At 67.7% G+C, this 24,790-nt stretch carries 23 protein-coding genes and 1 pseudogene; 17 read left to right on the top strand and 7 right to left on the bottom strand.

What is annotated here, in order from left to right; genetic code table 11:
- Positions 1 to 5: 5 nt before the first annotated feature.
- Both ACMGEZ_RS25815 and ACMGEZ_RS25810 read right to left on the bottom strand, forming a co-directional pair.
- Positions 6 to 1,397: a heavy metal sensor histidine kinase gene (locus ACMGEZ_RS25815; RefSeq protein ID WP_436825139.1), complete on the bottom strand. Its 1,392-nt coding sequence runs from the start codon at positions 1,395 to 1,397 to the stop codon at positions 6 to 8.
- A 47-nt stretch (positions 1,398 to 1,444) separates the two neighbouring features.
- Positions 1,445 to 2,131: a heavy metal response regulator transcription factor gene (locus ACMGEZ_RS25810; RefSeq protein ID WP_436825138.1), complete on the bottom strand. Its 687-nt coding sequence runs from the start codon at positions 2,129 to 2,131 to the stop codon at positions 1,445 to 1,447.
- 313 nt (positions 2,132 to 2,444) lie between these two features.
- Between ACMGEZ_RS25810 and ACMGEZ_RS25805 the strand changes: the two genes are divergently transcribed.
- From ACMGEZ_RS25805 to ACMGEZ_RS25795, 3 genes are all read left to right on the top strand, one after another.
- Positions 2,445 to 4,481, top strand: coding sequence for a fused MFS/spermidine synthase (locus ACMGEZ_RS25805; RefSeq protein ID WP_436825137.1), 2,037 nt, complete (start codon positions 2,445 to 2,447; stop codon positions 4,479 to 4,481).
- Between the two features lie 222 nt (positions 4,482 to 4,703).
- The gene (locus ACMGEZ_RS25800) at positions 4,704 to 7,400 is read left to right on the top strand and encodes a GAF domain-containing protein (RefSeq protein WP_436825136.1); all 2,697 of its coding nucleotides are present in this window, start codon (positions 4,704 to 4,706) and stop codon (positions 7,398 to 7,400) included.
- A gap of 239 nt (positions 7,401 to 7,639) precedes the next feature.
- Entirely contained in the window at positions 7,640 to 7,999 is a 360-nt protein-coding gene (locus tag ACMGEZ_RS25795; protein ID WP_436825135.1) for a hypothetical protein, read from the top strand.
- A gap of 57 nt (positions 8,000 to 8,056) precedes the next feature.
- On the opposite strand, the gene ACMGEZ_RS25790 is transcribed toward ACMGEZ_RS25795, so the two are convergent.
- Positions 8,057 to 8,692: a TetR/AcrR family transcriptional regulator gene (locus tag ACMGEZ_RS25790; protein ID WP_436825134.1), complete on the bottom strand. Its 636-nt coding sequence runs from the start codon at positions 8,690 to 8,692 to the stop codon at positions 8,057 to 8,059.
- A gap of 138 nt (positions 8,693 to 8,830) precedes the next feature.
- Here ACMGEZ_RS25790 and ACMGEZ_RS25785 point away from each other — a divergent pair, with 138 nt between their 5' ends.
- From ACMGEZ_RS25785 to ACMGEZ_RS25730, 12 genes are all read left to right on the top strand, one after another.
- Positions 8,831 to 9,907, top strand: coding sequence for a 2,5-dihydroxypyridine 5,6-dioxygenase NicX family protein (locus ACMGEZ_RS25785; RefSeq protein WP_436825133.1), 1,077 nt, complete (start codon positions 8,831 to 8,833; stop codon positions 9,905 to 9,907).
- Positions 9,908 to 9,943: 36 nt separating this feature from the next.
- Positions 9,944 to 10,426: an SRPBCC family protein gene (locus ACMGEZ_RS25780; protein ID WP_436825132.1), complete on the top strand. Its 483-nt coding sequence runs from the start codon at positions 9,944 to 9,946 to the stop codon at positions 10,424 to 10,426.
- A gap of 2 nt (positions 10,427 to 10,428) precedes the next feature.
- On the top strand, positions 10,429 to 11,280 hold the full coding sequence (locus ACMGEZ_RS25775; RefSeq protein ID WP_436825131.1) for an FAD binding domain-containing protein: 852 nt from the start codon (positions 10,429 to 10,431) through the stop codon (positions 11,278 to 11,280).
- A complete protein-coding gene (locus ACMGEZ_RS25770) occupies positions 11,277 to 11,786 on the top strand; it encodes a (2Fe-2S)-binding protein (RefSeq protein ID WP_436825130.1) in 510 nt (169 codons plus the stop codon). Before ACMGEZ_RS25775 ends, ACMGEZ_RS25770 begins: the two co-directional genes overlap by 4 nt.
- On the top strand, positions 11,783 to 14,167 hold the full coding sequence (locus ACMGEZ_RS25765; RefSeq protein ID WP_436825129.1) for a xanthine dehydrogenase family protein molybdopterin-binding subunit: 2,385 nt from the start codon (positions 11,783 to 11,785) through the stop codon (positions 14,165 to 14,167). Before ACMGEZ_RS25770 ends, ACMGEZ_RS25765 begins: the two co-directional genes overlap by 4 nt.
- Complete coding sequence (locus ACMGEZ_RS25760; RefSeq protein WP_436825128.1) at positions 14,164 to 15,030, top strand: alpha/beta hydrolase; 867 nt, start codon at positions 14,164 to 14,166, stop codon at positions 15,028 to 15,030. The genes ACMGEZ_RS25765 and ACMGEZ_RS25760 overlap by 4 nt, the downstream gene beginning before the upstream one ends.
- Positions 15,031 to 16,230 (top strand): amino acid ABC transporter substrate-binding protein, encoded by a 1,200-nt coding sequence (locus ACMGEZ_RS25755; protein WP_436825127.1) that lies wholly within the window; start codon positions 15,031 to 15,033, stop codon positions 16,228 to 16,230. It abuts the gene before it with no gap.
- A 3-nt stretch (positions 16,231 to 16,233) separates the two neighbouring features.
- Entirely contained in the window at positions 16,234 to 17,133 is a 900-nt protein-coding gene (locus ACMGEZ_RS25750) for a branched-chain amino acid ABC transporter permease (RefSeq protein WP_436825126.1), read from the top strand.
- Position 17,134: 1 nt separating this feature from the next.
- Positions 17,135 to 18,088 (top strand): branched-chain amino acid ABC transporter permease, encoded by a 954-nt coding sequence (locus tag ACMGEZ_RS25745; protein ID WP_436825125.1) that lies wholly within the window; start codon positions 17,135 to 17,137, stop codon positions 18,086 to 18,088.
- Positions 18,089 to 18,206: 118 nt separating this feature from the next.
- On the top strand, positions 18,207 to 18,938 hold the full coding sequence (locus ACMGEZ_RS25740; protein ID WP_436825124.1) for an ABC transporter ATP-binding protein: 732 nt from the start codon (positions 18,207 to 18,209) through the stop codon (positions 18,936 to 18,938).
- 58 nt (positions 18,939 to 18,996) lie between these two features.
- Entirely contained in the window at positions 18,997 to 19,716 is a 720-nt protein-coding gene (locus ACMGEZ_RS25735; RefSeq protein WP_436825123.1) for an ABC transporter ATP-binding protein, read from the top strand.
- A gap of 2 nt (positions 19,717 to 19,718) precedes the next feature.
- Positions 19,719 to 20,555: an alpha/beta fold hydrolase gene (locus ACMGEZ_RS25730; RefSeq protein ID WP_436825122.1), complete on the top strand. Its 837-nt coding sequence runs from the start codon at positions 19,719 to 19,721 to the stop codon at positions 20,553 to 20,555.
- 67 nt (positions 20,556 to 20,622) lie between these two features.
- On the opposite strand, the gene ACMGEZ_RS25725 is transcribed toward ACMGEZ_RS25730, so the two are convergent.
- The 3 genes from ACMGEZ_RS25725 to ACMGEZ_RS25715 all read right to left on the bottom strand — a co-directional run bounded on the left by ACMGEZ_RS25725 (position 20,623) and on the right by ACMGEZ_RS25715 (position 22,611).
- Positions 20,623 to 21,660 (bottom strand): alpha/beta fold hydrolase, encoded by a 1,038-nt coding sequence (locus ACMGEZ_RS25725; RefSeq protein ID WP_436825121.1) that lies wholly within the window; start codon positions 21,658 to 21,660, stop codon positions 20,623 to 20,625.
- 64 nt (positions 21,661 to 21,724) lie between these two features.
- Complete coding sequence (locus ACMGEZ_RS25720) at positions 21,725 to 22,186, bottom strand: DUF6130 family protein (RefSeq protein ID WP_436825120.1); 462 nt, start codon at positions 22,184 to 22,186, stop codon at positions 21,725 to 21,727.
- A gap of 26 nt (positions 22,187 to 22,212) precedes the next feature.
- On the bottom strand, positions 22,213 to 22,611 hold the full coding sequence (locus ACMGEZ_RS25715) for a cupin domain-containing protein (protein WP_436825119.1): 399 nt from the start codon (positions 22,609 to 22,611) through the stop codon (positions 22,213 to 22,215).
- A gap of 62 nt (positions 22,612 to 22,673) precedes the next feature.
- On the opposite strand from ACMGEZ_RS25715, the pseudogene ACMGEZ_RS25710 reads away from it, so the two are divergent.
- Positions 22,674 to 22,922 (top strand): annotated as a pseudogene (locus tag ACMGEZ_RS25710) (DUF6537 domain-containing protein); the annotation flags it as partial.
- A 125-nt stretch (positions 22,923 to 23,047) separates the two neighbouring features.
- The gene (locus ACMGEZ_RS25705) at positions 23,048 to 23,485 is read left to right on the top strand and encodes a hypothetical protein (protein ID WP_436825154.1); all 438 of its coding nucleotides are present in this window, start codon (positions 23,048 to 23,050) and stop codon (positions 23,483 to 23,485) included.
- 88 nt (positions 23,486 to 23,573) lie between these two features.
- On the opposite strand, the gene metC is transcribed toward ACMGEZ_RS25705, so the two are convergent.
- Positions 23,574 to 24,782: a cystathionine beta-lyase gene (metC, locus tag ACMGEZ_RS25700; RefSeq protein ID WP_436825118.1), complete on the bottom strand. Its 1,209-nt coding sequence runs from the start codon at positions 24,780 to 24,782 to the stop codon at positions 23,574 to 23,576.
- Between the last annotated feature and the right edge of the window lie 8 nt (positions 24,783 to 24,790).

Raw genomic sequence — 24,790 nt, 5'->3', positions numbered from 1 at the left:
ACAATCTATGAGTTCAGGGGCTGGTTTCGAAAAGCTACAAGAGGCTCGCGAGCGCTGTCGCCTTGCGACACAGGTGATGGGTGACCCACGGCCTGCAGCAGCGGGTCGGCTGTCTTGGAATCCGATTGCGCGATGGTGAACCCCACGCATGTGACGCCTGCCTGCGAGGAAGCGAACACCTCCCCGCCATGCATCCTCGCGATCGCCGCGACAATGGCCAACCCCAGCCCATGATGGGCTTCGCTGTCCCTGCGCGACGGGTCTGCCCGATAGAACCGGTCAAACAGCCGTGGCAAATGCTCGGGCGGCACCAGGGATCCCTCGTTCTCCACCGCCACGCGCGGCGACCCGTGATGCTCGTCGAGCACTACCCGTATCGTGGAGTGCGGCAAGGCGTAGCGGGTGGCATTGCTAAGCAGATTCGACAGCGCGCGCTTGAACAGGGGTTCGTCGACCGACAGCTGCAGATCGCCCGCCACGCCGAGCTTCAGCCCATGTTCCGCGGCCGCCGCCTCGTGAAAATCCAGAACCTGCGCTACCACCGAGCGCAGGCTCAGTGGGACACCCAGCCGGGCCCGGGCGCCTCGATCGGCTCGCGACAGGAACAGCATGTCGTTGACGAGCGCGGCGATTCGGTGCAGTTCCTCCAGGTTCGATTCGAGCGTGTCGCTCAGCTCGAGCACACTGCGTCGACGGGTCAGAGCGATTTCGGTGTTGCCGATCAGCGAGGTAAGTGGCGTCCGCAGCTCATGGGCCACATCGGCGTTGAAAGCCTCCAGCTGCGCATAGCTGGTCTCCATGCGGTCCATCAAGCTGTTGAACTGCTCTACCCAGGGCTGCAGTTCGGATACCGGCTGCGTGAGCGCCAGACGATCGCTCAAACGCCCGGAGGAAATCTGCTCGGTCTGCCGCGTGATCAGCCGCAATGGCTTGAAGCCGTGGCGGACTGCGATGGTGCCAAGGGCGCCGGCGATGATCCCGCCGACCAGGGTGGCCACTAGAAGAAAAAGTGCGAGCGAGCGCAGGTTTCGCACGTCCTGCTCGATGTCGATGGCGAAGCTGCCGCTCAAAGGTCCGCTTGCCCTGAATTGGCCCAGCTCGAATGTGCGCGACTTGCTGTGAGTCGACAGCAAATGCGGGTCCTCCAGCGGATCCCGATAAAACACCGAGCCGTCGGCGTTGAAGAGTTCCAGCCGCGTACCCGGGCGTCGCTGGGCGTTGCCGCGCAAGAGATCGAGGAACCGGTCATCGCCTGCGCGCAGGACATTCTGCGAAGTTTCGGTGAGCTTGTTGATCTTCAGCGCCAGAATGCGCTGCTGCGAGCGTTCGTGCAGTGCCGCGGTCGCGGCATAGACGCCGGCGCACAACAGACCCAACACAGTCAACGTCAGCAGCAATAGCCGCACAGACAACTGCCGTCCAATCGAATAGGGTCTCTGACTTGTCATCCGGCGCGCTGTTCGAGCACGTAACCGATGCCGCGCACGTTATGCAGCAGCTTGGGGGAGAACGGGTCATCGATCTTGGCCCGCAGCCTGCGCACCGCCACCTCGACCATGTTGGTTTCGGAGTCGAAGTTCATGTTCCAGACGCGCTCGGCCAGCGTGGTCCGCGACAGGATTTGCCCTCGCCGCTGAATGAAAATCGACAACAGCTGAAACTCCTTGGCACTCAGCTCGATTCGCTGGCCAGCCCGGTGGACCTTGTGCGCTACGAAGTCGACCTCCAGGTCGCAGACGCGATGGACGGTGCCTGGCGCCTTGTAAGCAGCCTGGCCACGCCGCAAAAGCGCCTCCACGCGAGCCAGCAGTTCCGAAAAGGCGAAGGGCTTGACCAGGTAGTCGTCCGCACCTTCGCGCAAGCCCTTCACCCGGTCTTCGACGCGGTCGCGAGCCGTCAGCATCAGGACGGCGGTGTTGCCGTTTTCACGTATTGCCTTGAGCACCTCGAAGCCATCGATGCCCGGGAGCATCAGGTCCAGCAACACGAGTTCATAGTGTCCTTCGCAGGCAAGGTAGCGCCCTTGAATGCCGTCGCGGGCGACGTCCACGGCATACCCGCTCTGGCTGAGGCCCTGCTTGAGGTACTCGGCCACGCTTCGGTCATCTTCGATCACGAGCAGACGGTTCATGGAGCTGAGGCTGTTCAACTCGCATTCTCCCAGTCTTGCCGGAGTATCCAGATTACGCATTGGTAATCCGTCGCGTAGTCGCAGGCCGGCGGCGGGCCGGGTAGATCGCAAAAGGCGGCTCGAGCGGCGTCTCTCAATTCCACAATGTCCCATTCTCGGAAATCCCCCCTCGGCTGGCGGAAGAAGCCGGCGCATTCCCGCGCAGCCGCCGCAGCGCGGGTGATCCCTTCTTGCATGGGACGACAGTGCTCTTCATCATCCTCGGCGTGATCCCGATCTCCCCGACACCGACGGCCTGGGCAGCCAAGCCCGCATGAAGCCGGCGTACGTCAAGGCGCTGTTCGCCGGCACCATCTTCACCAGTGCCTTCCTGCTGTTCCTGGTTCAGCCGCTGATCGCCAAGCAGATCCTGCCTTGGTTCGGCGGCTCGTCCGCGGTGTGGTCGGTCTGCATGGTGTTCTTCCAGGTCGTGCTGCTGGCGGGCTATGCCTACTCGGACTGGATCACGCGCCGGCTCGGCGTGCGGGCGCAGGCGCGGCTGCATGTCGCACTGCTCGCCGCAAGCCTTGCTTTCCTGCCGATCGTGACCAGCGCGCACTGGAAGCCCGGCGGCACGGAAGAACCGACCCTGTGGATCCTCGGCCTGCTCGTGAGCACCATCGGGCTGCCGTACTTCCTGCTCTCCACCACGGGGCCGCTGGTGCAGTCCTGGGTCGCGCGCACGCCCTGGGGCGCGCAGGTGTACCGCTACTTCTCGCTCTCGAACCTGGCTTCGCTGGCCTCGCTCCTGAGCTATCCGATCCTGATCGAGCCGCGCAGCACACTGCTGCAGCAGGCCTGGGGCTGGTCGGCCGCCTACGCCGTCTTCGTGCTCCTTTGCGGTGGTGTCACGCTGTACATGGGGCGCACATGGGTGAACGGGGTGGAAACCAAGCCAGCGCCGGCCGCCGGCGAGCCGCCGGCGGTGGCCAAGCCGCGCGGCATGGACTACCTGTTCTGGCTCGCGCTGCCCGCACTGGGTTCATGGCTGCTGCTCGCCGTCACCAACCACATCACGCAGAACGTGGCGGCCATTCCTTTTCTGTGGGTGCTGCCCCTGTCGATCTACCTGCTCACCTTTGTGCTGACCTTCGAGAGCGACCGTTGGTATCGCCGGCGCGTCTTCCTGCCGCTGGGCGCTGCGTCGCTGGTGCTGTGCGCCTTCGGGCTGCAGCACCGCATCGGCGCGGACATCAAGACGGCGCTGCCGATCTACGTCGCCGGCCTGTTCGCCCTTTGCATGTGCCTGCACGGCGAGATGGCGCGCATGCGTCCGGCCGCTGCCTGGCTCACGCGCTTCTATCTCATGCTTTCGCTGGGCGGCGCTGTCGGCGGCATCAGCGTGGGACTGGTCGCGCCGCTGGTCTTGCCGGCCTACTACGAACTGGGCCTCGGGCTGGTGCTGTGCGCGCTCCTCGCTGCCGTGCTGTGGCGCGCCAGGCGCATGGGCGTCGTGGCCTCCCTGGCGCTGGCCGGGTGCTGCGCCTGGTTCCTCGGGCAGCAGGTGAAGCGCGATGCTGTCGGCTTGTTCCGCATGGAGCGCAACTTCTACGGCGCGCTGCTCACCACCGAGACGCGCAGCGGCCCGAGGGGCCCGGTGCGCAAGCTCTTTCACGGCTCGACGAAGCATGGGGAACAGTACCTCGCGCCGGCGCTGCGCCGCCAACCGACCACCTACTACGGGCCCACCTCAGGCATCGGACGCGCGATCGCCGCCGCCCCGGCAGGCCCGCGCCGGGTCGGAGTGATCGGTCTCGGCGCCGGCACCTTGGCGGTGTACGGCCGGCCGGGCGACATCTATCGCTTCTACGAAATCAACCCGCTGGTCTTCGAGCTGGCCGACCGCGAGTTCAGCTTCCTGGCCGACAGTGCGGCAAAGATCGAGCGGGTGCTCGGCGACGCACGGCTTGCCCTGGAACGCGAGGCTCCGCAGCGTTTCGACGTACTCGCGGTCGATGCCTTTTCTGGCGATTCCGTGCCTGTGCACCTGATCACCACCCAGGCGCTGGATGTCTATCTGCGCCATCTGCAACCCGGCGGCGTGATTGCCTTTCACGTGAGCAATCGCTATCTGGTCCTGGCGCCGGTGGTGGAAAAGATTGCGCTTGCCAAGGGCCTGCATGCAGTGCTCGTGGACGACTTGCCCGACAAGTCGACCCACTTCGATCCGACCGATTGGGTGCTGGTGTCACGCGACCGCCAAGCCTTGGAGCGCCCGCCGATCGCCGGCGCAACCTCCGCCTTCCCGCAGATCGAGGGCCTCAAGGCCTGGACCGACGACTTCAATCACCTGTTTGGCGTGCTGAAGTGAGGCACGCCGAATCCCGAGAAGGCACTTGGGCAATCGGGTCGTGCAGCGACGGCCGCCACCAAGCTCACCAAGCTGGCTTTCGGCATACTCCACCACGACATCCAGACGGGGCGGCGCAGGCCCGCCCGGAAAGCCGAGGAGATGATGTTCGTTGGTTCTGACGGAGTCGGTGAGCGAGACCCTTTCAGCTTTCTTGGCGGAGGAGGCGAACTCGGGCGCAGGATGCGCGATTTTCCCTGGGCGCAGACGGCCCTGGGCGCGATATCCGCGTGGCCGCAGAGCCTGAAAACGGCCACCAGCCTGCTGCTTCGATCGCCCGTTCCCATGGTGATGCTGTGGGGCGAGGACGGCGTCATGATCTACAACGATGCGTACTCGGTGTTCGCCGGCGGGCGGCATCCGCAACTGCTCGGCTCGAAGGTGCGCGAGGGCTGGCCCGAAGTGGCGGCGTTCAACGATCACGTCATGAAGGTCTGCCTTGCCGGGGGAACGCTTGCCTTCAAGGACCAGGAGCTGACGCTGTACCGCAGCGGCCAGGCCGAGCAGGTGTGGATGAACCTCGATTACTCCCCCGTGCTCGATGAAAGCGGCAAACCCGCCGGCGTGCTCGCGATCGTCGTCGAGACGACCCAGCGGGTCTATGCAGAAGACCGCCAGCACTTTCTTCTCAAGCTCAGCGACGTGATGCGTGACCTGGCCGACCCGGTGGAGGTCACCTGCGCCGCGGCCGAGCTCCTCGGGCGGCATCTGGCCGTGGCGCGAGCCGGCTACGGCAGCATCGATGGCGCACAGGAAACGGTTGTCGTTGCGCGCGACTGGACGACGGGCGACGTGCCAAGCCTCGCCGGCGAGGCGCGGCTGCTCGACGGCTTCGGGCCGGCGGTCATCGCCGAGCTGAAGGGCGGCCGCACCCTGGTCATCGAGGATTTCCGCACCGACGCCAGGGCGGGTGCCGCCTACGCCGAGACCTGGGAGAGCATCGCCACGCGCGCGCTCATCGTGGTGCCGCTGGTGCGCAACAACGCGCTCAGGGCAATCTTCTACCTGCACGAGCCCGAGCCGCGCACCTGGAAGAAGCACGAGGTCGAGCTCGCGCAAGAGACGGCGCAGCGAACCTGGGATGCGGCGGAGCGCGCCCGCGCCGAAGCCTGGTTGCGCGAGAGCAGGGACCAGCTGGCGATCGAAAGCCAGGCCTTGGAGATCATCAACGCGACCGGCACGCAGATCGCGGCGGAACTCGGGATCGAGAAGCTCGTGCAGCACGTCGTCGATGCGGGCGTCGAACTCACCGGTGCGCGCTTCGGTGCCTTCTTCTACAACGTGGTGGACGAGCAGGGCGGGCGCTACATGCTCTACGCGCTCTGCGGGGCCGACCGAAGCGCATTCGAGGATTTCGGGATGCCGCGGGCGACGGAGGTGTTCGCGCCGACCTTCCTCGGGCACGGTGTGATCCGGTCGGACGACATCCTAGCGGACGAACGTTATGGCCGCAACCGGCCCCACAAGGGTATGCCGCAGGGGCACCTGCCGGTCAGAAGCTATCTGGCCGTGCCGGTGGTATCGCGATCCGGCGAAGTCATCGGCGGCCTCTTCTTCGGGCACGAGCAGCCCGGCGTCTTCACTGCGCGCTCGGAACGCGTGATGACTGGCCTGGCGGCGCAGGCGGCCATCGGCATCGACAACGCGCGGCTTTTCGATGCCGTTCAGCAGGCGAATGCGGAACTGGAGGAGCGCGTGCGGGTGCGGACCTGCGAGCTCGAACAGGCACATGAAAGACTGCGGCAAGCGCAGAAGATGGAAGCAGTCGGCCAGCTGACCGGCGGCATCGCGCACGACTTCAACAACATGCTGGCGGTGGTCATCGGCTCGCTCGAATTGCTGCGTCGCCGCGTTGCCGCCATCGACCCGCGTGCGCAGCGCTATGCCACGGCGGCCATGGACGCCGCGCGGCGCGCTGCACTGCTGACGCAACGGCTGCTCGCGTTCTCGCGGCAGCAGCCGCTTCGCCCCGAGTCCATCGATGCCAACAAGCTGGTCGCCGGAATGTCCGATCTGCTGCGGCGGGCACTGGGCGCCGATGTGCAGCTCGAGACGGTGCTCGCAGGCGGGCTCTGGCGCACGAGCGCCGACCCGAACCAGTTGGAGAACGCGATCCTCAACCTGGCGGTGAACGCGCGCGATGCCATGCCCGACGGAGGGCGGCTGACCATCGAGACGCAGAACGCGCATCTCGATGAGCGCTATGCGGCCAACCACCTCGGCGTGCCTCCGGGCCAGTACGTGCTTGTCGCACTCACGGACACCGGGTCCGGCATGAGCGAGGAAGTCATTGCCAAGGCTTTCGATCCCTTCTTCACGACCAAGGAGGTGGGCAAGGGCACCGGGCTGGGCCTCAGCCAGGTGTACGGCTTCGTCAAGCAGACCGGCGGCCACGTGAAGATCTACTCCGAGCTTGGGCAGGGGACAACGGTGAAGGTCTATCTGCCGCGCGTCGTCGGCTCGCAAGCCGAGGAGCAGCAAGCCGATGACGCCGCCGAGCTGCCGCGTGGCGAATCACAGGAGGTGGTGCTCGTCGTGGAAGACGAGCCCGCGGTGCGCCAGTTCAGCGTCGACGCGCTGACCGAGCTGGGCTATTGCGTCCTGGAGGCCGACGGCGCCGCGGCGGCGCTGCGGCAGCTCGAGGCGCACCCGGAGATCGCGCTGATGTTCACCGACATCGTCATGCCCGAAGTGAACGGCGCCAAGCTCGCCGAAGAAGCGCGGCGCCGCTGGCCCGGCCTGAAGGTCCTGTTCACCACCGGATATACGCGCAACGCCGTGGTGCACAACGGCGTGCTCGACGCGGGCGTCGAGATGATCGGAAAGCCCTTCACCCTCGAGGAACTCGCGGCAAAGATGCGGGAGATGCTCGACCGCTAGCGCGGGCCGGTTGCTCCCCGCGCGTTCTGGGCCGGAACTTGTTCACGCCGAAGCACAAATCGGCGACGGAACGCTGCTCCCCTGTGCCCTAGTTCCTCGCAGGAGGGGAAATGCATGCGCATCATTGTTGAATCGGCACGCTGACGCAGGCATCCGCCCCTCGGCAGCAGTTACTCGCCCCCACCTTTCAGCTTGCAACCGAGGTCGTCCGCGGCTTCGGAGGCAGCTTGAGTTTGCCAATGGACAATATTCTTCGGACCTGGACGTTCTGGATTCGCACCCCGCTGCGCGAAGAATGCAGGGCACATCTCGAGCAGGGAAAGCTGAAAGAGATGCGGGCAGCGCCGGGCAACCAGCGTGCGGCTGCACTGTTTCGCGACCGGGGGGACGGCACGACCGTGGTGGTCGTCATGTCGATCTGGGATTCAATGGCGAGCATTCGCGCGTTTGCCGGCGAAGATCCTGACCAGCCATCCATCGACGCCGCTGACAGGCCCAAGCTCTTCGATCGAGAACCGGTGGTGCGCCACTACACGGTGCCTGATTGGAATTCTCTCGATCACCTGCCGCCCGGTTGTCTTCCGGACCTCGGCGAATGACGCCGACCCGAACTACGCAAGCAGCTGCGGAAGAGGGGACTCGATCTGCTCGGCAACCTAGACCTCGGCGACTGCGCCCCCTGCTGACCCGATGCGTCCAGCGGCAAGGCCACGCGGTCCTCGCGAGCTGCCGCGGGTCAGCATCCGGCTGAACAGGCGCGCCGTCATTGCGTCGCACGCCATGCCGTGGTTCAGGTGGACATTCATGGCGAAGCCGTCGAAAGCCATCAGCACGACGCCCGCGATGACGCTGGCTTCCGCGGCGGGAACGGCAAGGCATTCCCCGATCCATTCCGCAACCCGGCCCTGGAAAAGTTCGCGCAGGTGAGGGCTGTAGCTGTCGCTGCTGCTGCTGGTGGACAGCGCCTGCATGATGTTCTTCGCGAACCCGTTCGTCTCACGGGGAAGCTCGCGCCAGAGCACGGTGAGCAGGCGCTCGAGCCGCGCCTCGGGCGAGGCGATCCGTTTGAGTGATCGCTCCAGCTTGGCCAGTCGCTCCGTGAGCCAGGGCTCGTAGAGCGTGTACAGGATCTCGAGCTTCGATCCGAAATAGACGTAGACGTTGGCGGTCGAGATGCCCGCCTCCCTGGCGATGGCCGGCAGCGAGGTCTCGACATAGCCCTGCGCCGAGAACAACCGGAGTGCCGCGGCAAGGATGGCGTCGCGGACGTCTTCCTTCTTTCGTTGTGACATGTGAACCCGATCCTGTTTCAAGGTGGAGCGGCCATTCTCTCAAAAATGAATGGTATTCGCTATTGACACGCAGGACGCGGACTTCTAAATTTGTTTTCGGCTTCACGAAATCTCGACGACACGTTCAGGAACCCGACGATGCAAGCAGCGATCCGCACGCAAGAGCTCAATCCGGCCATGCTCATGTCCCTCTTTCGCAAGCAGTTCGAGCTGTGCCGCGTTACGCCCGGGCAGACGGTTGCGATCGTCAGCGACCTGGGCACGCGCCGCGAGTACATCCAGGCCGCATTCGCCGCGGCGAAGGACATGGGCTTCGACATCTACGAGATGTGCGTGAACGCCATTCCCGGCTGGACCAGCGTCGGCGTGCCGACCATCGGCCAGTGCAAGGGCACGCTGGAGGCGCTGATGGCGGTCGACATGGTGCTCATCTTCCACGTGCCGCTGTTCTCCAAGTGGCTGCGCGACGTGCAAGGCAAGGGCGTGCGCGTGCAGATGATCATTGATGCGCCCGACGACCTGTACCAGCTGCAGTCGCCTCCCGGCCTGAAGGAGGCCGTCCTCCATGCCGAGGCGCTCTACAGGAAGACGCGCGAGGTGCGCGTGACGAGCAAGGCCGGCACCGACCTGAGCTACCGCTGCGGCGAGTACCCGGTGATGAGCCAGTACGGCATGGCCGACGAGCCCGGCCGCTTCGACCATTGGGGCGTCGGCCTGCTGCACACCTTCCCGAACGAGGGCAGCGCGCAGGGCAGTGTGGTGATCGCGCCCGGCGACATCGTCATCCTTCCCTACTGCCGGTACGTGCAGGACGCAATCGAGCTCCAGGTCCGCGACGGCCACATCGTGAGCATCGAGGGCGGGCTGGACGCTGCGTTGATGCGCGAATGGCTGGCCGAGGGAAAGGTCGGCGAAGGCGACCGGGACCCGTACGCGCTCTCGCATCTCGGTTGGGGCCTCAACCCGCAGTGCCGCTGGGATTCGCTGGCCCTGTACGGCGACGCGCCGGAGCGCAGCCGGGCGGCAGCGCGCAGCTTTCCCGGCAATTTCCTGTTCTCCACCGGCCCGAACACGCAGGGCGGCGGCAAGCGCACGACGCGCGGCCACTACGACGTGCCGATGCGCGCCTGCACGATCGCTCTCGACGGCAATGTCGTGGTGAAGGACGGCCGCGTGGTCGATCCCGGGATGATCGTCGAGCGCGTCCCCCGCTGAGCCTCGCTCCCGCCCCACGACAAGGAACTGCACCCCATGCTGATCGAAGGCCAATTCCCCATCGCGGCGCCGCCCGAGACGTTGATGGTCCATCTGTTCGACGCCGGCCTGATGGCCTCCTGCCTGCCGGGCTGCGAGAAGCTGGAGGCCATCGACGCCGACAGCTATCGGGCGGTCGTGGTCATCGCAATGGCCGGCATCAAGGCGCGCTTCAACCTCCAGGTCGCCATCACGAAACGCGACGAGCGCAACGTGTGGGCCGTGACGCGCGGCGACGAAGGCGGCAACGCCAGCAACCTCCAGGCCGACAGCCAGGTGAGCCTCGAAGCCATGCCCGAGGGAACGCAGGTGCGCTATCGCTCCGAGGTGTCCGTCACCGGCCGCCTCGGCCGCTTCGCGCTGGGCATGATGAAGAAGAAGGCGCAGAGCATGGGCGACGAGTTCGCGGTCAACCTGCAGCGCAGGCTCGAGCAGATCGGCGCGGCCGCGGCGAGCGTGCCGGCCCACCAAGGGCAGTGAACATGGCGACCCTCCAGGGACTCTACCGCCCGAAGACCGTCGACGAGGCAACGGCCTTGCTGGCGCAGGACGCGGAGGCGAAGCCGCTCGCCGGCGGTGCGACGCTGGTCGCGATGCTCAATGCGCGGGTGATCGAGCCGGCGGCGCTGATCAGCCTGGCCGGCATCGAGGAGCTCAAGGGCATCTCGGTGCTGGCGGACGGCCGCGTGCGCATCGGTGCCTTCACGCGCCACCGCGACACGGCCGCCTGCACGCTCGCGCTGGGTGCCGGCGGCGTGGTGCCGCATGCCGCCTCGCAGATCGCGAACGCGACGGTGCGCAACATGGGCACCATCGGCGGCTCGATTTCCTTTGCCGATCCGGGGCTGGACTATCCGCCGGCGCTGGTCGCGGCCGGGGCCATGGTCGAGATCGCCTCCGTCGGGGGACGCCGCACCATTCCCGCGACCGAGTTCTTCGTCGACTGGTACCTGACGGCGCTCGAGCCCGGCGAGCTGGTCACGGCCGTGCTGCTGCCGGCGCCGGATCGCGGCGTCGGCGTCTACGTCAAGCATGCGCGGGTGGCCGGCGACTACGCCACCGCATCGGTCGCCGCCTGCCTGCGCGAGGATGGCCGCGTCAGCGTCGCCGTGGGGGCCTGCGGCCCGACGCCGCTGGCCGATACGGAAGCCGACGCACTGCTGTCCTCGCAGCGCAGCGATGCGGCCATTGCGCGTGCGGCCGAACTGCTGGTTCAGCGCGCCGATCCGCTCGACGACGTGCGCGGCAGCGCGGACTACCGACGTCTTCTGATTCCTCGCCTGCTGTCGCGCGCGGTGCGTGCAGTGGAGGCCGCCCAGCGGAGCATGGCATGAGCAATGGGATTCCAACGACTTCGCAAGCCCTCGTCGAGCTCGACGTCAACGGCCGCAGCGAGACTGTCGCCGCAGCCTTGCACGACACGCTCCTCACCGTGCTGCGCGACGGCCTGCAGTTGACCGCCGCCAAGCGCGGCTGCAACCAGGGCGTGTGCGGCGCCTGCACCGTCAGCATCGACGGCGTTCCGATGCGCGCCTGCCTGAGCCTGGCCCATGCCTGCGAGCACGCGGAAGTGCGAACGCTCGAAGGCCTGCAGGACAGCCCGCACATGCGCGCCCTGCAGGCCGCGTTCGCGCGTCGCGGCGCCTTCCAGTGCGGCTTCTGCACCCCAGGCATGCTGGTGAGCGCGCAGGCGCTGCTGCGGCGCGATCCCGTGCCCGACGAGCAGTCGGTTCGCACCGCGCTGTCGGGCAACCTGTGCCGCTGCACCGGCTACGCCAGGATCATCGAGGCGGTGCAGGACGCCGCCCGTTCCCTGCAGCCCGAAGGAGCGGCATCGTGAGCGGCGCCGTCGTCCAGCCGCCGCGCGCACGCGAAGCGGCCGAGGCTTCTGAAGCCGAGGCCTTCCACGGTGCCGTCGGGCAGCCGGTGCCCCAGCTGGAGGCCGACGAGAAGCTCACCGGCTCCGCGCAGTACATCGCCGACATGTACAGACCCGGCATGCTCCACGGCGCCATCCTCCAGAGCCCCTTGCCGCATGCACGCATCCGCGGCTACGACCTGAGCGAGGCGCTGGCCCTGGCGGGCGTGCGTGCCATCGTGACCGGCGACGACCTGGACGAGGCGCACCGGATGGGCGCCTTCATCAAGGACGAGCCGGCGTTCGCGAAGGGCAAGGTCCGCTACGTGGGCGAGATCGTGGCGGCCGTGGCGGCCGACACCGAGGCCATCGCCCGGCAGGCGACGCGCCTGATCCACGTCGACTACGAGGAGCTGCCGGCCGTGCTCGATCCCGAGCACGCGCTGGCTGCCGGCGCGGCATTGGTGCACGACGATGCGGCCTCGTACGTGTCGGTCTTCGATTCGGGCACCGCCGGCAACCTGTGCTCGCGAACGTCTTTCCGCACGGGCGACATCGATGCAGCCTGGGCACAGTGCGACCTCGTTGTCGAAGGGCGCTACCAGACCCAGGCGCAGGCCCACCTGTCGCTCGAACCCTGCGGCGCACTGGCGGAGGTCGATGCCGTCGGCCGCGTGACCCTCTGGTCGGCCAACCAGTCGGTGTTCCGCGTGCAGGCCAGCGTCTGCGAATCGCTGGGGCTGCCGATGACGCGGCTGCGCTCCCTCACGCCGCGCATCGGCGCGGGCTTCGGCAACAAGATGGAGGCGCACGTCCAGCCGGCCGTCGTGCTGCTGGCCCTGAAGGCGCGCAAGCCGGTCAAGCTGATCCTCAGCCGCGAGGAGGATTTCGAGTCGGTGCGGGCGCGCCATCCGGCCACCATCCGCATGAAGACCGGCGTGAAGCGCGACGGCACGCTGGTGGCGCGCGAGGTCGAGCTGCTGCTCGACGGCGGCGCCTACGGCGACGACAGTCCCGGCGTTCTCGGCTATGCGCTGTTGATGAACTGCGGGCCCTACCGCATCCCGCATGTGCATGCCCACGGCCGCGTGGCCTACACCAACAAGCTGCGCTTCGGCGCCTTCCGGGGCTTCGGCGTGCCGCAGATGACCTTCGCCTCCGAGACGCAGCTCGACGAGATCGCGCGCCGGCTGGGCCTGGACCCGATCGCGCTGCGCCGCAGGAACATGCTGTCGGGCGACGACCCGTGGTTCGGCGGGCAGCCGATCCTGTCCAATGGATTGGCGCAGTGCCTCGAACGCGTCGAGAAGGACTCCGGCTGGCCCGCCGCGAAGCCGGCCGCGGCGCCGGACCGCCGCCGCGGTCTCGGCGTGGCGCTGTCGGCGCACATCAGCGGGCTGTTGGCCTCCGGCGCCATCGTCCGCGTGCTCGAGGACGGCACGGTGCTGCTGAACACCGGCGCCGTCGACATCGGCCAGGGCTCCAACACGGTGCTCACGCAGATGTGCGCGGAAGCGCTCAAGCTGCCGGTCGAGCGCGTGGCCATCGCGAGCCCCGACACCGACGGCTCGCCCTACAACTGGGGCACCACCGCCAGCCGCGTCACCTACGTCGCCGGCCGCTCCGTCGTGGGCGCGGCGGCCGAGGTCGAAGGCAAGCTCAAGGAACACGCGAGCCAAATGCTCGAGTGCGCCGTCGAAGACCTCGAGCTGCTGCCCGGCGGACGCGTCGCGATCAAGGGCGTCGCACAGCGCGCGGTGAGCTTCGCCGAGATCTCCGGGCGCGCGCACTGGGCGGCCGGCGGCCCGATCATCGGCACCCACAGCTGGGTCTTCGACCAGAAGACCGTCGACCCCAAGCGGGCGGTCGCGCAGGGCTTGCCGTTCCCGCAGATCGGCATCTACTCGTTCAACGCGATGGTGGTGGAGGTCGAGGTCGACGAGGCCACGGGCAAGGTGCGTGTCGTGCGGGCGTGGTCGGCGTGCGACATCGGCCGCGCCATCAACCCGACGCTGGCCGCCGGGCAGATCGAAGGCGCCTTTGTCCAGGGCATGGGCTACGCGCTCACCGAGGAGATGGTGTGGGACGGACCCCGCCTCGCCAACCCGAGCCTCATGGACTACAAGATCCCGACCTTCGCCGAGCTGCCCGAGAGCCTGCGCGCCTACCTGGTCGAATCGAACGAGCCGAGCGGACCCTTCGGCGCCAAGAGCGTGGGAGAGATCGGCATCAACGGCGTCGCGGCAGCCATCGCCAACGGCATCGCGAATGCCACCGGCGTGCAGCTGCACCAGCTGCCGCTGACCGCCGAGCGCGTCTTGCGCGGCCTGCTCGCGCAAGAGAGTGCGGAGGCCGCAACGTGAAGCTCGACCTGTATCCGCCGCAGGAGCCGCTGTCGCCGCTCGGGCTGGCCTACCAGGCCCGCACCATGGCGTTGGGCGAGGGCGTTGCCGGCGAAGAAGCCCGGTACGGCGACGACCCCTACCAATCGCTGGCCGTGTTCCGGCCCGACGTGGCCAGCGGCGATGTGCTGGTCTTCCTGCACGGCGGCGGCTGGACCAGCGGCTACAAGGAATGGATGTACTTCATGGCACCCGCGCTGAATGCGGCGGGGGTGATGCTGGTCAGCGCCGGCTACAGGCTCGCGCCCGGCCACGTGTTCCCGGCAGGCGTCGATGACGCCGCCGATGCGCTCGCCTGGGTGCATCGCCACATCGCCTCGCATGGCGGCGACCCGCGTCGCATCTTCGTGGGCGGCCATTCCGCCGGCGGCCACTATGCGGCGCTGCTGGCGGTTTCGTCGGCGTGGCGCAAGGCGCGTTCGCTGCCCGACGACGTGCTGCGCGGCTGCCTGCCGGTGTCGGGCGTCTACCGCTTCGGCGAGGGCAGCGGCCTGTCCGCACGACCGCGCTTCCTCGGCAGCGGCAACGAGGCGCAGGTGGATGCCGCCGCCTCGCCGCTCATGCGCATCGAGCCGGACGTGTGCCCGCCTTTCCTGCTCACCCATGGCAGCCGCGACTTCCCGCACCTGGTGACACAAGCGCAGCAGATGGAAGCCGCGCTGCGGGCCGCGGGCATTGCCGTGCAAGTCCAGATTCTCGAAGGTGCGGACCACTTCGAGGCCAGTGTCGCCTGTGGCGAACATCCCGCGGGATGGCCGGCACTCGCAGCAGCGTGGATGCACCAGACCGTCGCATCACCCCTTCCCGTCGACAGGAGAACCTAGATGCAGAGCCCCACTTCGAATCGCAGGCTGGTCATGAGCTGCATGGCCGCATTGGCTGCCATGGCGTCTGCGCCCGCCGTCTTCGCGCAGGCCGACAAACCCGTGCGCATCGGCTTCTCGATGGCGCGCACCGGCATGCTGGCGAACGCCACGCCATCGCAGTCCAACACCTACGAGCTCTGGAAGGAGCAGGTCAACGCGCGCGGCGGGCTGGACGTCGGCGGGCAGAAGCGCAAGGTGGAGTTCGTCACCTACGACGACCAGTCCAAGCCCGAGCAGGCGGTGCGCATCTACGAGAAGCTCATCACCGACGACAAGGTGGACCTGCTGCTCGCGCCCTGGGGCACGCCCTTCCAGATCGCCATTGCGCCGGTGCTCGAGAAGTTCAAGTTCCCGATGGTGGGCAACACCGCGGCCTCCGTGGCACTGCGGCAGGTGAAACCCGGCTACATCTGGTTCCCGACCTCGGCCATCCCCGACCGCATCGGCGTCGAGCTCACCGCGATGCTGAAGGCGAACAACGTGAAGTCGGTGGTGGTGCTCGCCAACGTGCTGCCCTTCACCAAGGAGATCAAGAACTACCTCGAGCCCGAGCTCAAGAAGGCCGGCATCGCGATCAAGCTGTCCACCGAGTACCCGCCCGACATCAAGGACATGACCTCGATCCTCACGCAGGTGAAGCAGGCCAACCCGGACGCAGTGCTGGCGCTGGCCTACCCGGGCGACTCGGTGCTCTACGCCAAGCAGGCGAAGGAGCTGGGCCTCGCCAGCCCGGTGCAGTTCGTCGCGATCGGTCCGAGCGACGCCTTCTTCGCCAAGGCGGTCGGCGCCTCGGCGGCGGAGGGCGTGATCACCATCGCGCACTGGTCGCCACGGCCCGAGTGGAAGGGCTCGCAGGCGTTCCACGATGCCTACGTGAAGAAGTTCGGCGAAGAGCCGGACTACCTGAATTCCGCGCTGGCCTGGATGTCGCTCGAGATCCTGGAGACGGCCGTGGCCAGGAACGGGCTGGACAAGCCGAAGATCCGCGAGACCATCAGCAAGGACACCTTCGACACCATCAACGGCAAGGTGCGCTTCGACGGCGTGCAGAACGCGATCACGCCCACCGCCTTCGTGCAGACCCAGAAGGGCAAGCTGCAGATCATCTGGCCGCAATCCATCGCGACCGGCAAGTACGAAGCCAAGAAGTCCTGGTAGCCCATGCCCATCGTCGACGTGCTCACGTCGGGGCAGCTGCTCTTCGCCGCGCTCGTCACCGGGTCGGTGTATGCGCTGGTCGCGCTGGGCCTCAACCTGGTCTACGGCACGATGCGCATGCTCAACGTCGCGCACGGCGATCTGGTGATGCTCGGCGCCTACGCAGCCTACTGGGCGTTCAGCATCGCGGGCATCTCGCCCCTGGTCGCGGCGCCGGTGGTGGCCTGCCTGGGCGCGGCGCTGGGCTATGGGCTCTACCGGGGCCTCTTCCGGCACTTGCTCGCGGTGGCGCCTTCCGACGCGGGGCGCATGGAGGGCAACTCGCTGCTCCTGTTCTTCGGGCTCTCCATCATCCTGCAGAACGCGGCGGCCATGCTCTTCACGCCCAACAACCGGGCGATCCAGTACCTCGACGAGGTCTGGCGCGTCGGCAACGTCGCGATGACGGGCAACCGCATCGCCACCTTGCTGCTGGCGGGCACCACCTGCATCGGCATCGCGCTCTTCCTGGCACGCAGCACCGCGGGCCTCGCCATGCGCGCGGTGATCGAGCGGCGCGAGGCGGCCTTCATCGTCGGCGTCGACGTGGACCGGGTGCAGTGGAGCAGCTTCGCGCTGGGCTTCGCGAGTGCTGCGTTGGCCGGCGTGCTGATGTCGATGCTCGAGCAGTTCTCGCCCTTCTCGGGCTTCCCGTTCACCATCGCGGGCTTCATCGTGATCATCCTGGGCGGCCTCGGCAACGTGATGGCCGGGCTGGTGGCGGCACTGCTGCTCGGCGTGATCGAAACCTATGGCGTTGCCCTGACTTCCGCCAACCTCCGCTCCGTGCTGCTCTATGGATGCTTCGTCGCTGCGCTCCTCCTCTTTCCAAACGGCCTCCTCAGCCGCACGGCCCGGCGCTGACATGAAGCTCCCGCCGAGCGAGCGCGCCTGGCTGTCGGTCCTGGCCATCGGCGTCGCCGCGCTCGCGGTCCTGCCCTTCGTCGCCAACGACTACCTCGTCGGCACGGGGCTGTCGCTGCTGATGTGGCTGGCACTCACGCAGAGCTGGTGCGTGCTTTCGAAGATGACCGGCTACGTCTCGCTGGGGCACGTGGTCTTCTACGGGCTCGGTGCCTACCTGATGGTGGTGAGCTGGCAGCAACTGCCCTTCGTGCTGGTCATCCTCGGTGCCGGCCTCCTGGCGGCGGTCTTCGCGGCGCTGGTAGGCCTGCCGGTGCTGCGGGTGCGCGGTCCGTACTTCGTGATCCTCACCTTCGGCCTTGCCGAGCTGGTGAAGTTCAGCATCATGGCGGCGGAGTCGGCCGGCGGGACGGCCAGCCGCATCCTCTTCGGCACGCCGGACCTGGTGGTCGTCTACTTCCTGATGTTCGCGCTGGCCGTGCTGGCCACCGGCCTGCTGACCTGGGTCAGCGGCTCGCGATTCGGGCACGGGCTGCGTTCCCTGCGCGAGAACGAGGAGGCCGCCGAGACGCTGGGCGTGCCCGTGGTGCGCTTCAAGCTCCTCGCCTTCGTGCTGTCGGCCGCCATCCCGGGCATGGTGGGCGCGGTCATGGCGCTGCGCTCGACCTACTTCGTGGTCGGCGGCGTGTTCGATCCGATGATCTCGATCACCGTCATCGCCATGGCCATCCTCGGCGGCGGCGACAACGCCAAGGGGCCGGTGCTCGGCGTGGTGTTCCTGTTCGCGATCCAGGAGCTGCTGTGGGCGCATGCACCGCTGCTGTACATGATCATCCTCGGAGCGATCCTCATCACCTTCGTGCTGGTGCTGCCCAACGGCCTGGTCGGCCTGCCGGAGGCCTGGGCGCGACGGCGCGCGGCCCGTGCGTCGAGCGCATCTGAGGCGAAGTCATGAGCCGCACGGCCGCTCCGAAGGCTCATAGCACCGCAGCCGAAGGCGAAGGTACTCCAGTGAGCCGCACGGCCGCTCCGAAGGCGAATAGCACCGCAGCCCGCAGGGCGGAGGTTGCCTTGTGAGCGCGCTGCTGGCCATCCGCGGGCTCGGCAAGCGCTTCGGCGGGCTCACCGCGCTCCATGGAGTCTCGTTCGACGTACCGGCCGGGCACATCGTCGGGGTGATGGGCGCCAACGGCGCCGGCAAGACCACGCTCTTCAGCCTGATCGCCGGCAACACCCGGCCGAGCGAAGGCGGCATCGACTTCGACGGCACGCCCATCGTCGGACTGCGGCCGGACCAGATCTGCCGCCTCGGCGTCGCGCGCACCTTCCAGATCGTCAAGCCCTTTCCTTCGCTGACCGTGCTGGAGAACCTGCGCACCGGTGCCATGTTCGGCCGCGCGCAGCTGCGCCGCCGGGAGCAGGCCGATGCCTCGTCGATGCAGGTGCTCGAGGAGCTCGGCCTGGCCGACCTTGCGCATCGCCCGGCTTCTGCCCTGACGCTCTCGGGACAGAAGCGCCTGGAAATTGCACGCTGCGTGGCCACCGGTGCCCGGCTGCTTCTGCTGGACGAGGTGATGGCCGGCCTCACGCCGACCGAGGTCGGTCAGATGCTCGAAAGCCTGCGCCGCCTGCAAGCCGCGCGCGGTCTCACCCTGCTGGTCATCGAGCACGTGATGCGCGCATTGATGGAGCTGTGCGGCCGTATCGTGGTGCTGCACCACGGGGAGCTGATCGCCGAGGGCACGCCGGCCGAGATCGGCGAGAACGAGAAGGTGCTGTCGGTGTATTTCGGAGCGCATGCATGAGACACCGGGCCGTTCCCAAGTCGAATAGCACCGCAGCGCGCAGCGCAGAGGTTGCCTTATGAGCGCGGCGGCCATGCTGGAGATCGATGGCCTGGTGGCTGGCTACGGCGTGACGAAGGTCGTCCATGGCCTCTCGATGCAAGTGCGCGAGGGCGGCGTCACCGCGCTGCTCGGCGCCAACGGCGCGGGCAAGACGACGCTGATGAAGACCCTCTGCGGGCTGCTGCCGGTGCAGGGCGGGCGCGTGCGCTTCCTCGGCGAAGACATCGGGCGCGTCGCCGCGAACCGCCGCGTGCTGTCCGGGCTGGTGCTGGTGCCCGAGGGACGGATGGTCTTCCCCTCGCTCACGGTGCACGAGAACCTGCGGCTCGGCGGTATCAACGAGCGCGCGCGGCCGCGCTGGCGGCAGAACGTGGAACGCGTGTTCGATGTCTTTCCGCGCCTGCGCGAGCGCAGCGGCCAGCCTGCCGTGACCTTGTCCGGCGGCGAGCAGCAGATGCTCGCCATCGGGCGAGGCCTCATGGCAGAGCCGAGGCTGATGCTGCTGGACGAACCCACGCTGGGCCTCGCACCCGTGATGGCGCTCGAGATCTTCTCGCTCGTGCGCCGGCTGGCCGGGGAGGGGCTCACACTGCTGCTGGCCGAACAGGACGTGCACCGCACGCTCGAAGTTGCCAGCCACGCCTACGTCGTCGAAAACGGCCGCGTCGCCGCCGAGGGACCGGCCGCGGACATCGCCGGCGACCCCCGCATCCGGCAGGCCTACCTGGGACTCTGAACATGACTTTCACCACCCATCGGATTCCGGGCACGCCGTCGCTGGCGGTCGACCTGGCGGGTGCCGGGCCGCTCGCACTCTTCATGCATGGCATCGGCGGCAACCGCAGCAACTGGCACGCGCAACTGCCGGCGTTCGCAGCGCATTTCGCCTGCGTCGCATGGGACGCGCGCGGCTACGGCGAGAGCGAGGACTACGAAGGCCCACTTGCCTTCGACGACTTCGTCGACGACGTGCTGCGCGTGCTCGACCATTTCGGCGCGCAGCGCGCGCACCTGGTGGGCCTGTCGATGGGCGGGCGCATCGCCATGCGCGCGGCGCTGCTGCATCCCGGGCGCATCGCCACGCTGACCCTGCTCGACACGCACGAAGGCTTCGAGGCCTTCAGTCCCGCGCAGCGGCAGGCCTTCGTCGACAGCCGGCGGGCGCCCCTGCTTGCGGGCAAGCAACCAGCCGACATCGCCGACGCCGTCGCGCGTTCGCTGGTCGGACCCAAGGCCACACCGGCCCAGCTGCAGCAGCTGGTGGACAGCATCGCGGCGCTGCACAAGGACTCCTACATCAAGGCCCTGCAGGCGACTGTGGAGCAGGTGGTACTCGGCGACATCTCGCAGATCGTGGCACCGGCCCATTTCGTCGTCGGCGCCGACGACAGCCTGACACCGCCCGCCATGCATCGCGAGATGGCCGCGAAACTCGGGGGTGCGCCGGTCAGTGTCCTGCCCGATGCCGGCCACCTGAGCAACATCGAGAACGCCCCGGCTTTCAACCGGGTGGGCATCGAATGGCTGCTACCGAGGGCTTCGATGGCATCGGTGCCCGAGCGCTGGCCGCACTGACCCGCGGCAGTCCGGCCGAGTCGCCCATCGGTCGAGTCGAAGCGGCTGCGCGGGACTGGCCCGATCGTCAGAGGCGTGTGACATCCATGACCGCGGCTGCAAAGGCTTCGGGCGCCTCCTGCGGCAGGTTGTGCCCCACGCCGCCGCTGATGAGCCGGTGCTCGTAGCGCCCCGAGAACTTCTTCGCGTAGGCACTCGGTTCCGGATGCGGTGCGCCGTTGGCGTCGCCCTCGAGGGTGATGGTCGGCACGGTGATGAGCGGGCCTTGCGCAAGCCGCGCCTCCAGCTCGCCATACTTCGCCTCGCCTTCGGCAAGGCCCAGCCGCCAGCGGTAGTTGTGGACCACGATGCTCACGTGGTCGGGGTTCTCGAACGCACTTGCGCTGCGCTCGAAGTTCGCGGCATCGAAGGCCCATTTCGGCGATGCGGTCTGCCAGATCAGCCTGGCGAACTCATGCCGGTTCTTCTCGTAGCCCAGCCGGCCCCGTTCCGTGGCGAGGTAGTACTGGTACCACCATTGCAACTCCGCCTGCGGCGAAAGGGGAAGCTTGCCGGCTTGCTGGCTGCCGATCAGGTAGCCGCTGACGGACACCAGCGCGGTCACGCGCGCGGGCCACAGCGCCGCCATGATGCAGGCGGTTCGCGCGCCCCAGTCGCAGCCTGCAACGGTGGCCTTCTCGATCTTCAGGGCGTCCATCAGGGCCACCATGTCGGCAGCGATGGCGGCCTGCTGGCCGTTGCGCACGGATGTTTCGGAAAGGAAGCGGGTCCCGCCGTACCCGCGCAGGTGCGGGACGATCACCCTGCGTCCGGCCGCGGCCAGCAACGGCGCCACGTCGACATAGGTGTGAATGTCGTAGGGCCAGCCGTGCAGAAGAATCACAGGGGCTCCGTCGGCGGGGCCGGCTTCGAAGTACTCCACGTCGAGCACACCTGCCTCGATGCGCTTGAGCGGCTCGAGCCGTTGCAGCGGCGATGCTCGGCGCGTGTCCGGAGAAGGCACAGCCTGCGCCAGAGCCGACCGGGCTGTGAGTTGGGAGGCAGCAACGCCGAGCGCCGCGGCACCGAGGAACGAGCGCCTGGGCAGGAGGAATGCATCTGACATGTGAGCGTCCTGAGGTATGAGATTGACGGGGTTGAGGAGCCAGTGCCGGAACTGGCGCAAGCCTTCAGTGCTGGTGCGGCATGGATCCCGGCTGCTCCGGCACGGTCACCGCGAGGGTCTCGCTGGCGAGGATCTTGTGATTCGGGTCGGCAAGTTCGATCAGCATCTTGTGCAGGCCGGGCTTCAATCCAACCACGATGATGGGATCGCCGCTGGTGTGGGCCCAGGTGCCGGGCCGGTCGTCGACGGTCACGTGGAGGTGGCCCACCCGCGGCGACACCTCTGCGGCGTTCTTGCCGAAGATCGGGATAATCCGCGCGTTCTCGGTCCGGTACTGGACGATGACGACGCCGCGCGCGAGCGGGTCGGCCAAGGGCGGGTACACGACGAGCTTTGGCGGCGGCTCCGCCACGAGTGGAATGACGGCGGCAGGACGGCCGATGTCGCTGGCGGGCTGCGCCCAGCCTGCGGCACAGAAGAGAGCGCCGATGGCGGCGACGGCGAGATGCTTGAGAGGGGATCGCATGGTGCCTCCGGTCTTGTGCCCGGCGCTTAGTGGATCGCCACGAGCGGCTTGCCCTTGTCGACCAGATAGGTGGCGAGCTCCGACGCCTTGCCGCCGCCGACGTTCCTGGCCGAGTGGGCGGCCCCCGCGGGAATGAACAAGGATTCGCCGGCCTTGAGCGTGATCGGCGGCTTGCCCTCGAACTGGTACTCCAGCGTGCCTTCCAGCACATAGGCGATCTCCTCGCCGGGGTGCGTGTGCATGCCGAACGCAGCCCCCGGAGCAAAGTCGACGCGCACTTGAACGGCCTCGCGTCCTGGTGTTCCGAGGTCGTGCCGCACGATCTCGGCGCGCCCAATCGCCGGCTGCTGCGCCTGCGCCAACTGCATGGTGAGGCCGTTCCCGGCGATCAGCAGCGCTGCCGCGATGATTCGAGTTGCTTTCATGGGGCTCCTTCTGTTCAGCCTGTTGCGATGGATGAATTAGAGATGGGGCTTGTATCGACGGTGTGTCGAAGCGATGGCCAGTCTGCATTCCGGTGTGTTTGCGCACCTCCGTGACACAGTCGCGTACAAATCGAAGGACGGCTGCCCTGCCGCGCGAACAGCGCCGCCTCGTCGTGGAGTACGAGGCGTTGGTGGGTCGACTGCTCGGCGAGCTGAAGCGGGAGCGAATCGGCAGTGCCGTGGCCATCGCCTCGTTGGCCGAGAAAGTACGAGGCTATGGCCACGTCGAGGCGCGCGCCATTCGCGAGTACCGAAGTGCCTTGGCTCGAGGCCATGGTCATCTGAACGTCGACAGGCCGGCAGCATGGCGCCTTTGGGTTCACGGGTGTGTCACGAGGGCGGCACAGAATGAACCGCAGGCACCGGCACCTCTCACATGCAACTCCCCATTCAAAAAATTCTCGCAACCGCAGTGCTGCTGTTGCTCGCCGCGGTTCTTCCATCCGCCCATGCGCAAACCGGCGTCAACACGCTCGAGGCTTCCAGCGACGGCGCTGTCGTCTTTCCGAACGATGGGACGTGGCCGGCCTGGCAAGACAAGAGCACGAGCACGAGTACAGGCACGAGTACGACTGTCGAGGCCGCGTCCGACAGAAGCCTGGGCGGCGCGATCCTGAATCCCTTCTCGCAGCCGGCCGAGCTGCCCGCCCCGCCGCCCGCGCCTCGGCCCGCGCCCGCGGCCGTCGCGCACCCTCCGGCACCGCCCGAATCCGATTCGACGACGAACTTCATGCTGATGGCGCTCGCTGCCGGCGCGGTCCTGGCGGGCTTCGCGCTGCGTCGCTTCAACGCGCCACGTCGCCGGAGCGCATGAGCGCCCGTTGAGGGGACGGCCGCGGCACGTCGAGAGTTGCCTCGCGCATCTGGCCGATGTCGTGCGCGGCATCTGTCGCTGATGCAAATCAGGAAGGCGCCGACGCTTCGAATCCGCGCTCGAGATCGGCCAGCAGATCCGCAGGGTCTTCCAGCCCGATGTGCAGGCGCACGACCGGACCCCGCCGGCTCCAGTCGACGGCCGTTCGGGTCTCGGTCATGGCGGCAGGCGTGACCAGGCTCTCGTAGCCGCCCCAGGAAGCGCCCAGCCCGAAAAGCGACAGGGCGTCGATGAACCTGTCGACCTGTTCGGTGCGGGTTCCCGGCTGCCATTCGAAGGAGACCAGTCCGTTCGTGCCGCGGCAATCGCGCTGCCACAGCGCGTGGCCGGGGTCCTCCGGCAATGCAGGACAGAACACGCGGCAGACCTGCGGCTGGCGCTGGAGCCAGTGCGCCACCTGAAGGGCATGGCGCTCGTGCATCTGGAGCCTCGCCGACAGCGAGCGCATGCCGCGCAGCACCAGCCACGCATCGTCCGGGCTCACGGTCATGCCGAAGGCATCGCTGCGCTCGGCCAGGGGCTGCCAGGCATCCCGCGTGGTCGACACCGTGCCCATCATCACGTCGGAGTGTCCGGAAAGATATTTGGTCGCGGCCATGATCGAGATGTCCGCGCCCAGGGCGAGGGGCTGATACTGGAAGCCCGATCCCCACGTGTTGTCGGCGGCGAGCAGCGCGCCGTGGTCATGCGCCATGCGGGCGAGCGCGGGCAGGTCGCACATCTCATAGACCAGCGAGGCAGGGCATTCAACGTACACCATGCGCGTGTCGGGCCGAAGGCCGGCGGCGGCGTCGCGGCCGTCGGCCGCGAAGAAGCTGTAGGCGATGCCGTAGGGCTCCAGGAAGCTGCGGGCCAGGTGGCGCACCGGCTGGTAGACCCCATCCGAGATCAGCACGTGGTCGCCGGGCTTGAGGTAGGCGAGCAGTGCCATGCCGATCGCCGCCAGGCCGGTGGGAAACAGCCGGGTGCGATAAGCCCCCTCCAGTTCGCTCACCGCATCTTCCAGGGCAAAGGCGGTCGGCGTGCCGCGCGCGCCATAGCTGAAGACGCGCTCATGGGAGCGGCGTGCACGCATCTCGCGCTGCTGCGCCGCGTCGGCGAACAGCACCGTGCTGGCCCGTACGATCGGCGGGTTGACCGCGGTGCCGCCGACGAAGGCGGGCGCCTTGCCGCTGTGCAGCAGCCGTGTCTGAAAGCCCAAGGGCGAGGGCGTGGCGGGAGCGCCGGACTTGGACATGGTGCCGT

The sequence above is a fragment of the Variovorax stachyos genome (genome assembly GCF_051400855.1).
In the GTDB taxonomy this organism is placed as follows: domain Bacteria; phylum Pseudomonadota; class Gammaproteobacteria; order Burkholderiales; family Burkholderiaceae_C; genus Variovorax.
The sequence above is the reverse complement of the archived record's forward strand: the minus strand, read 5'-3'. Positions and strand labels throughout refer to the sequence as shown.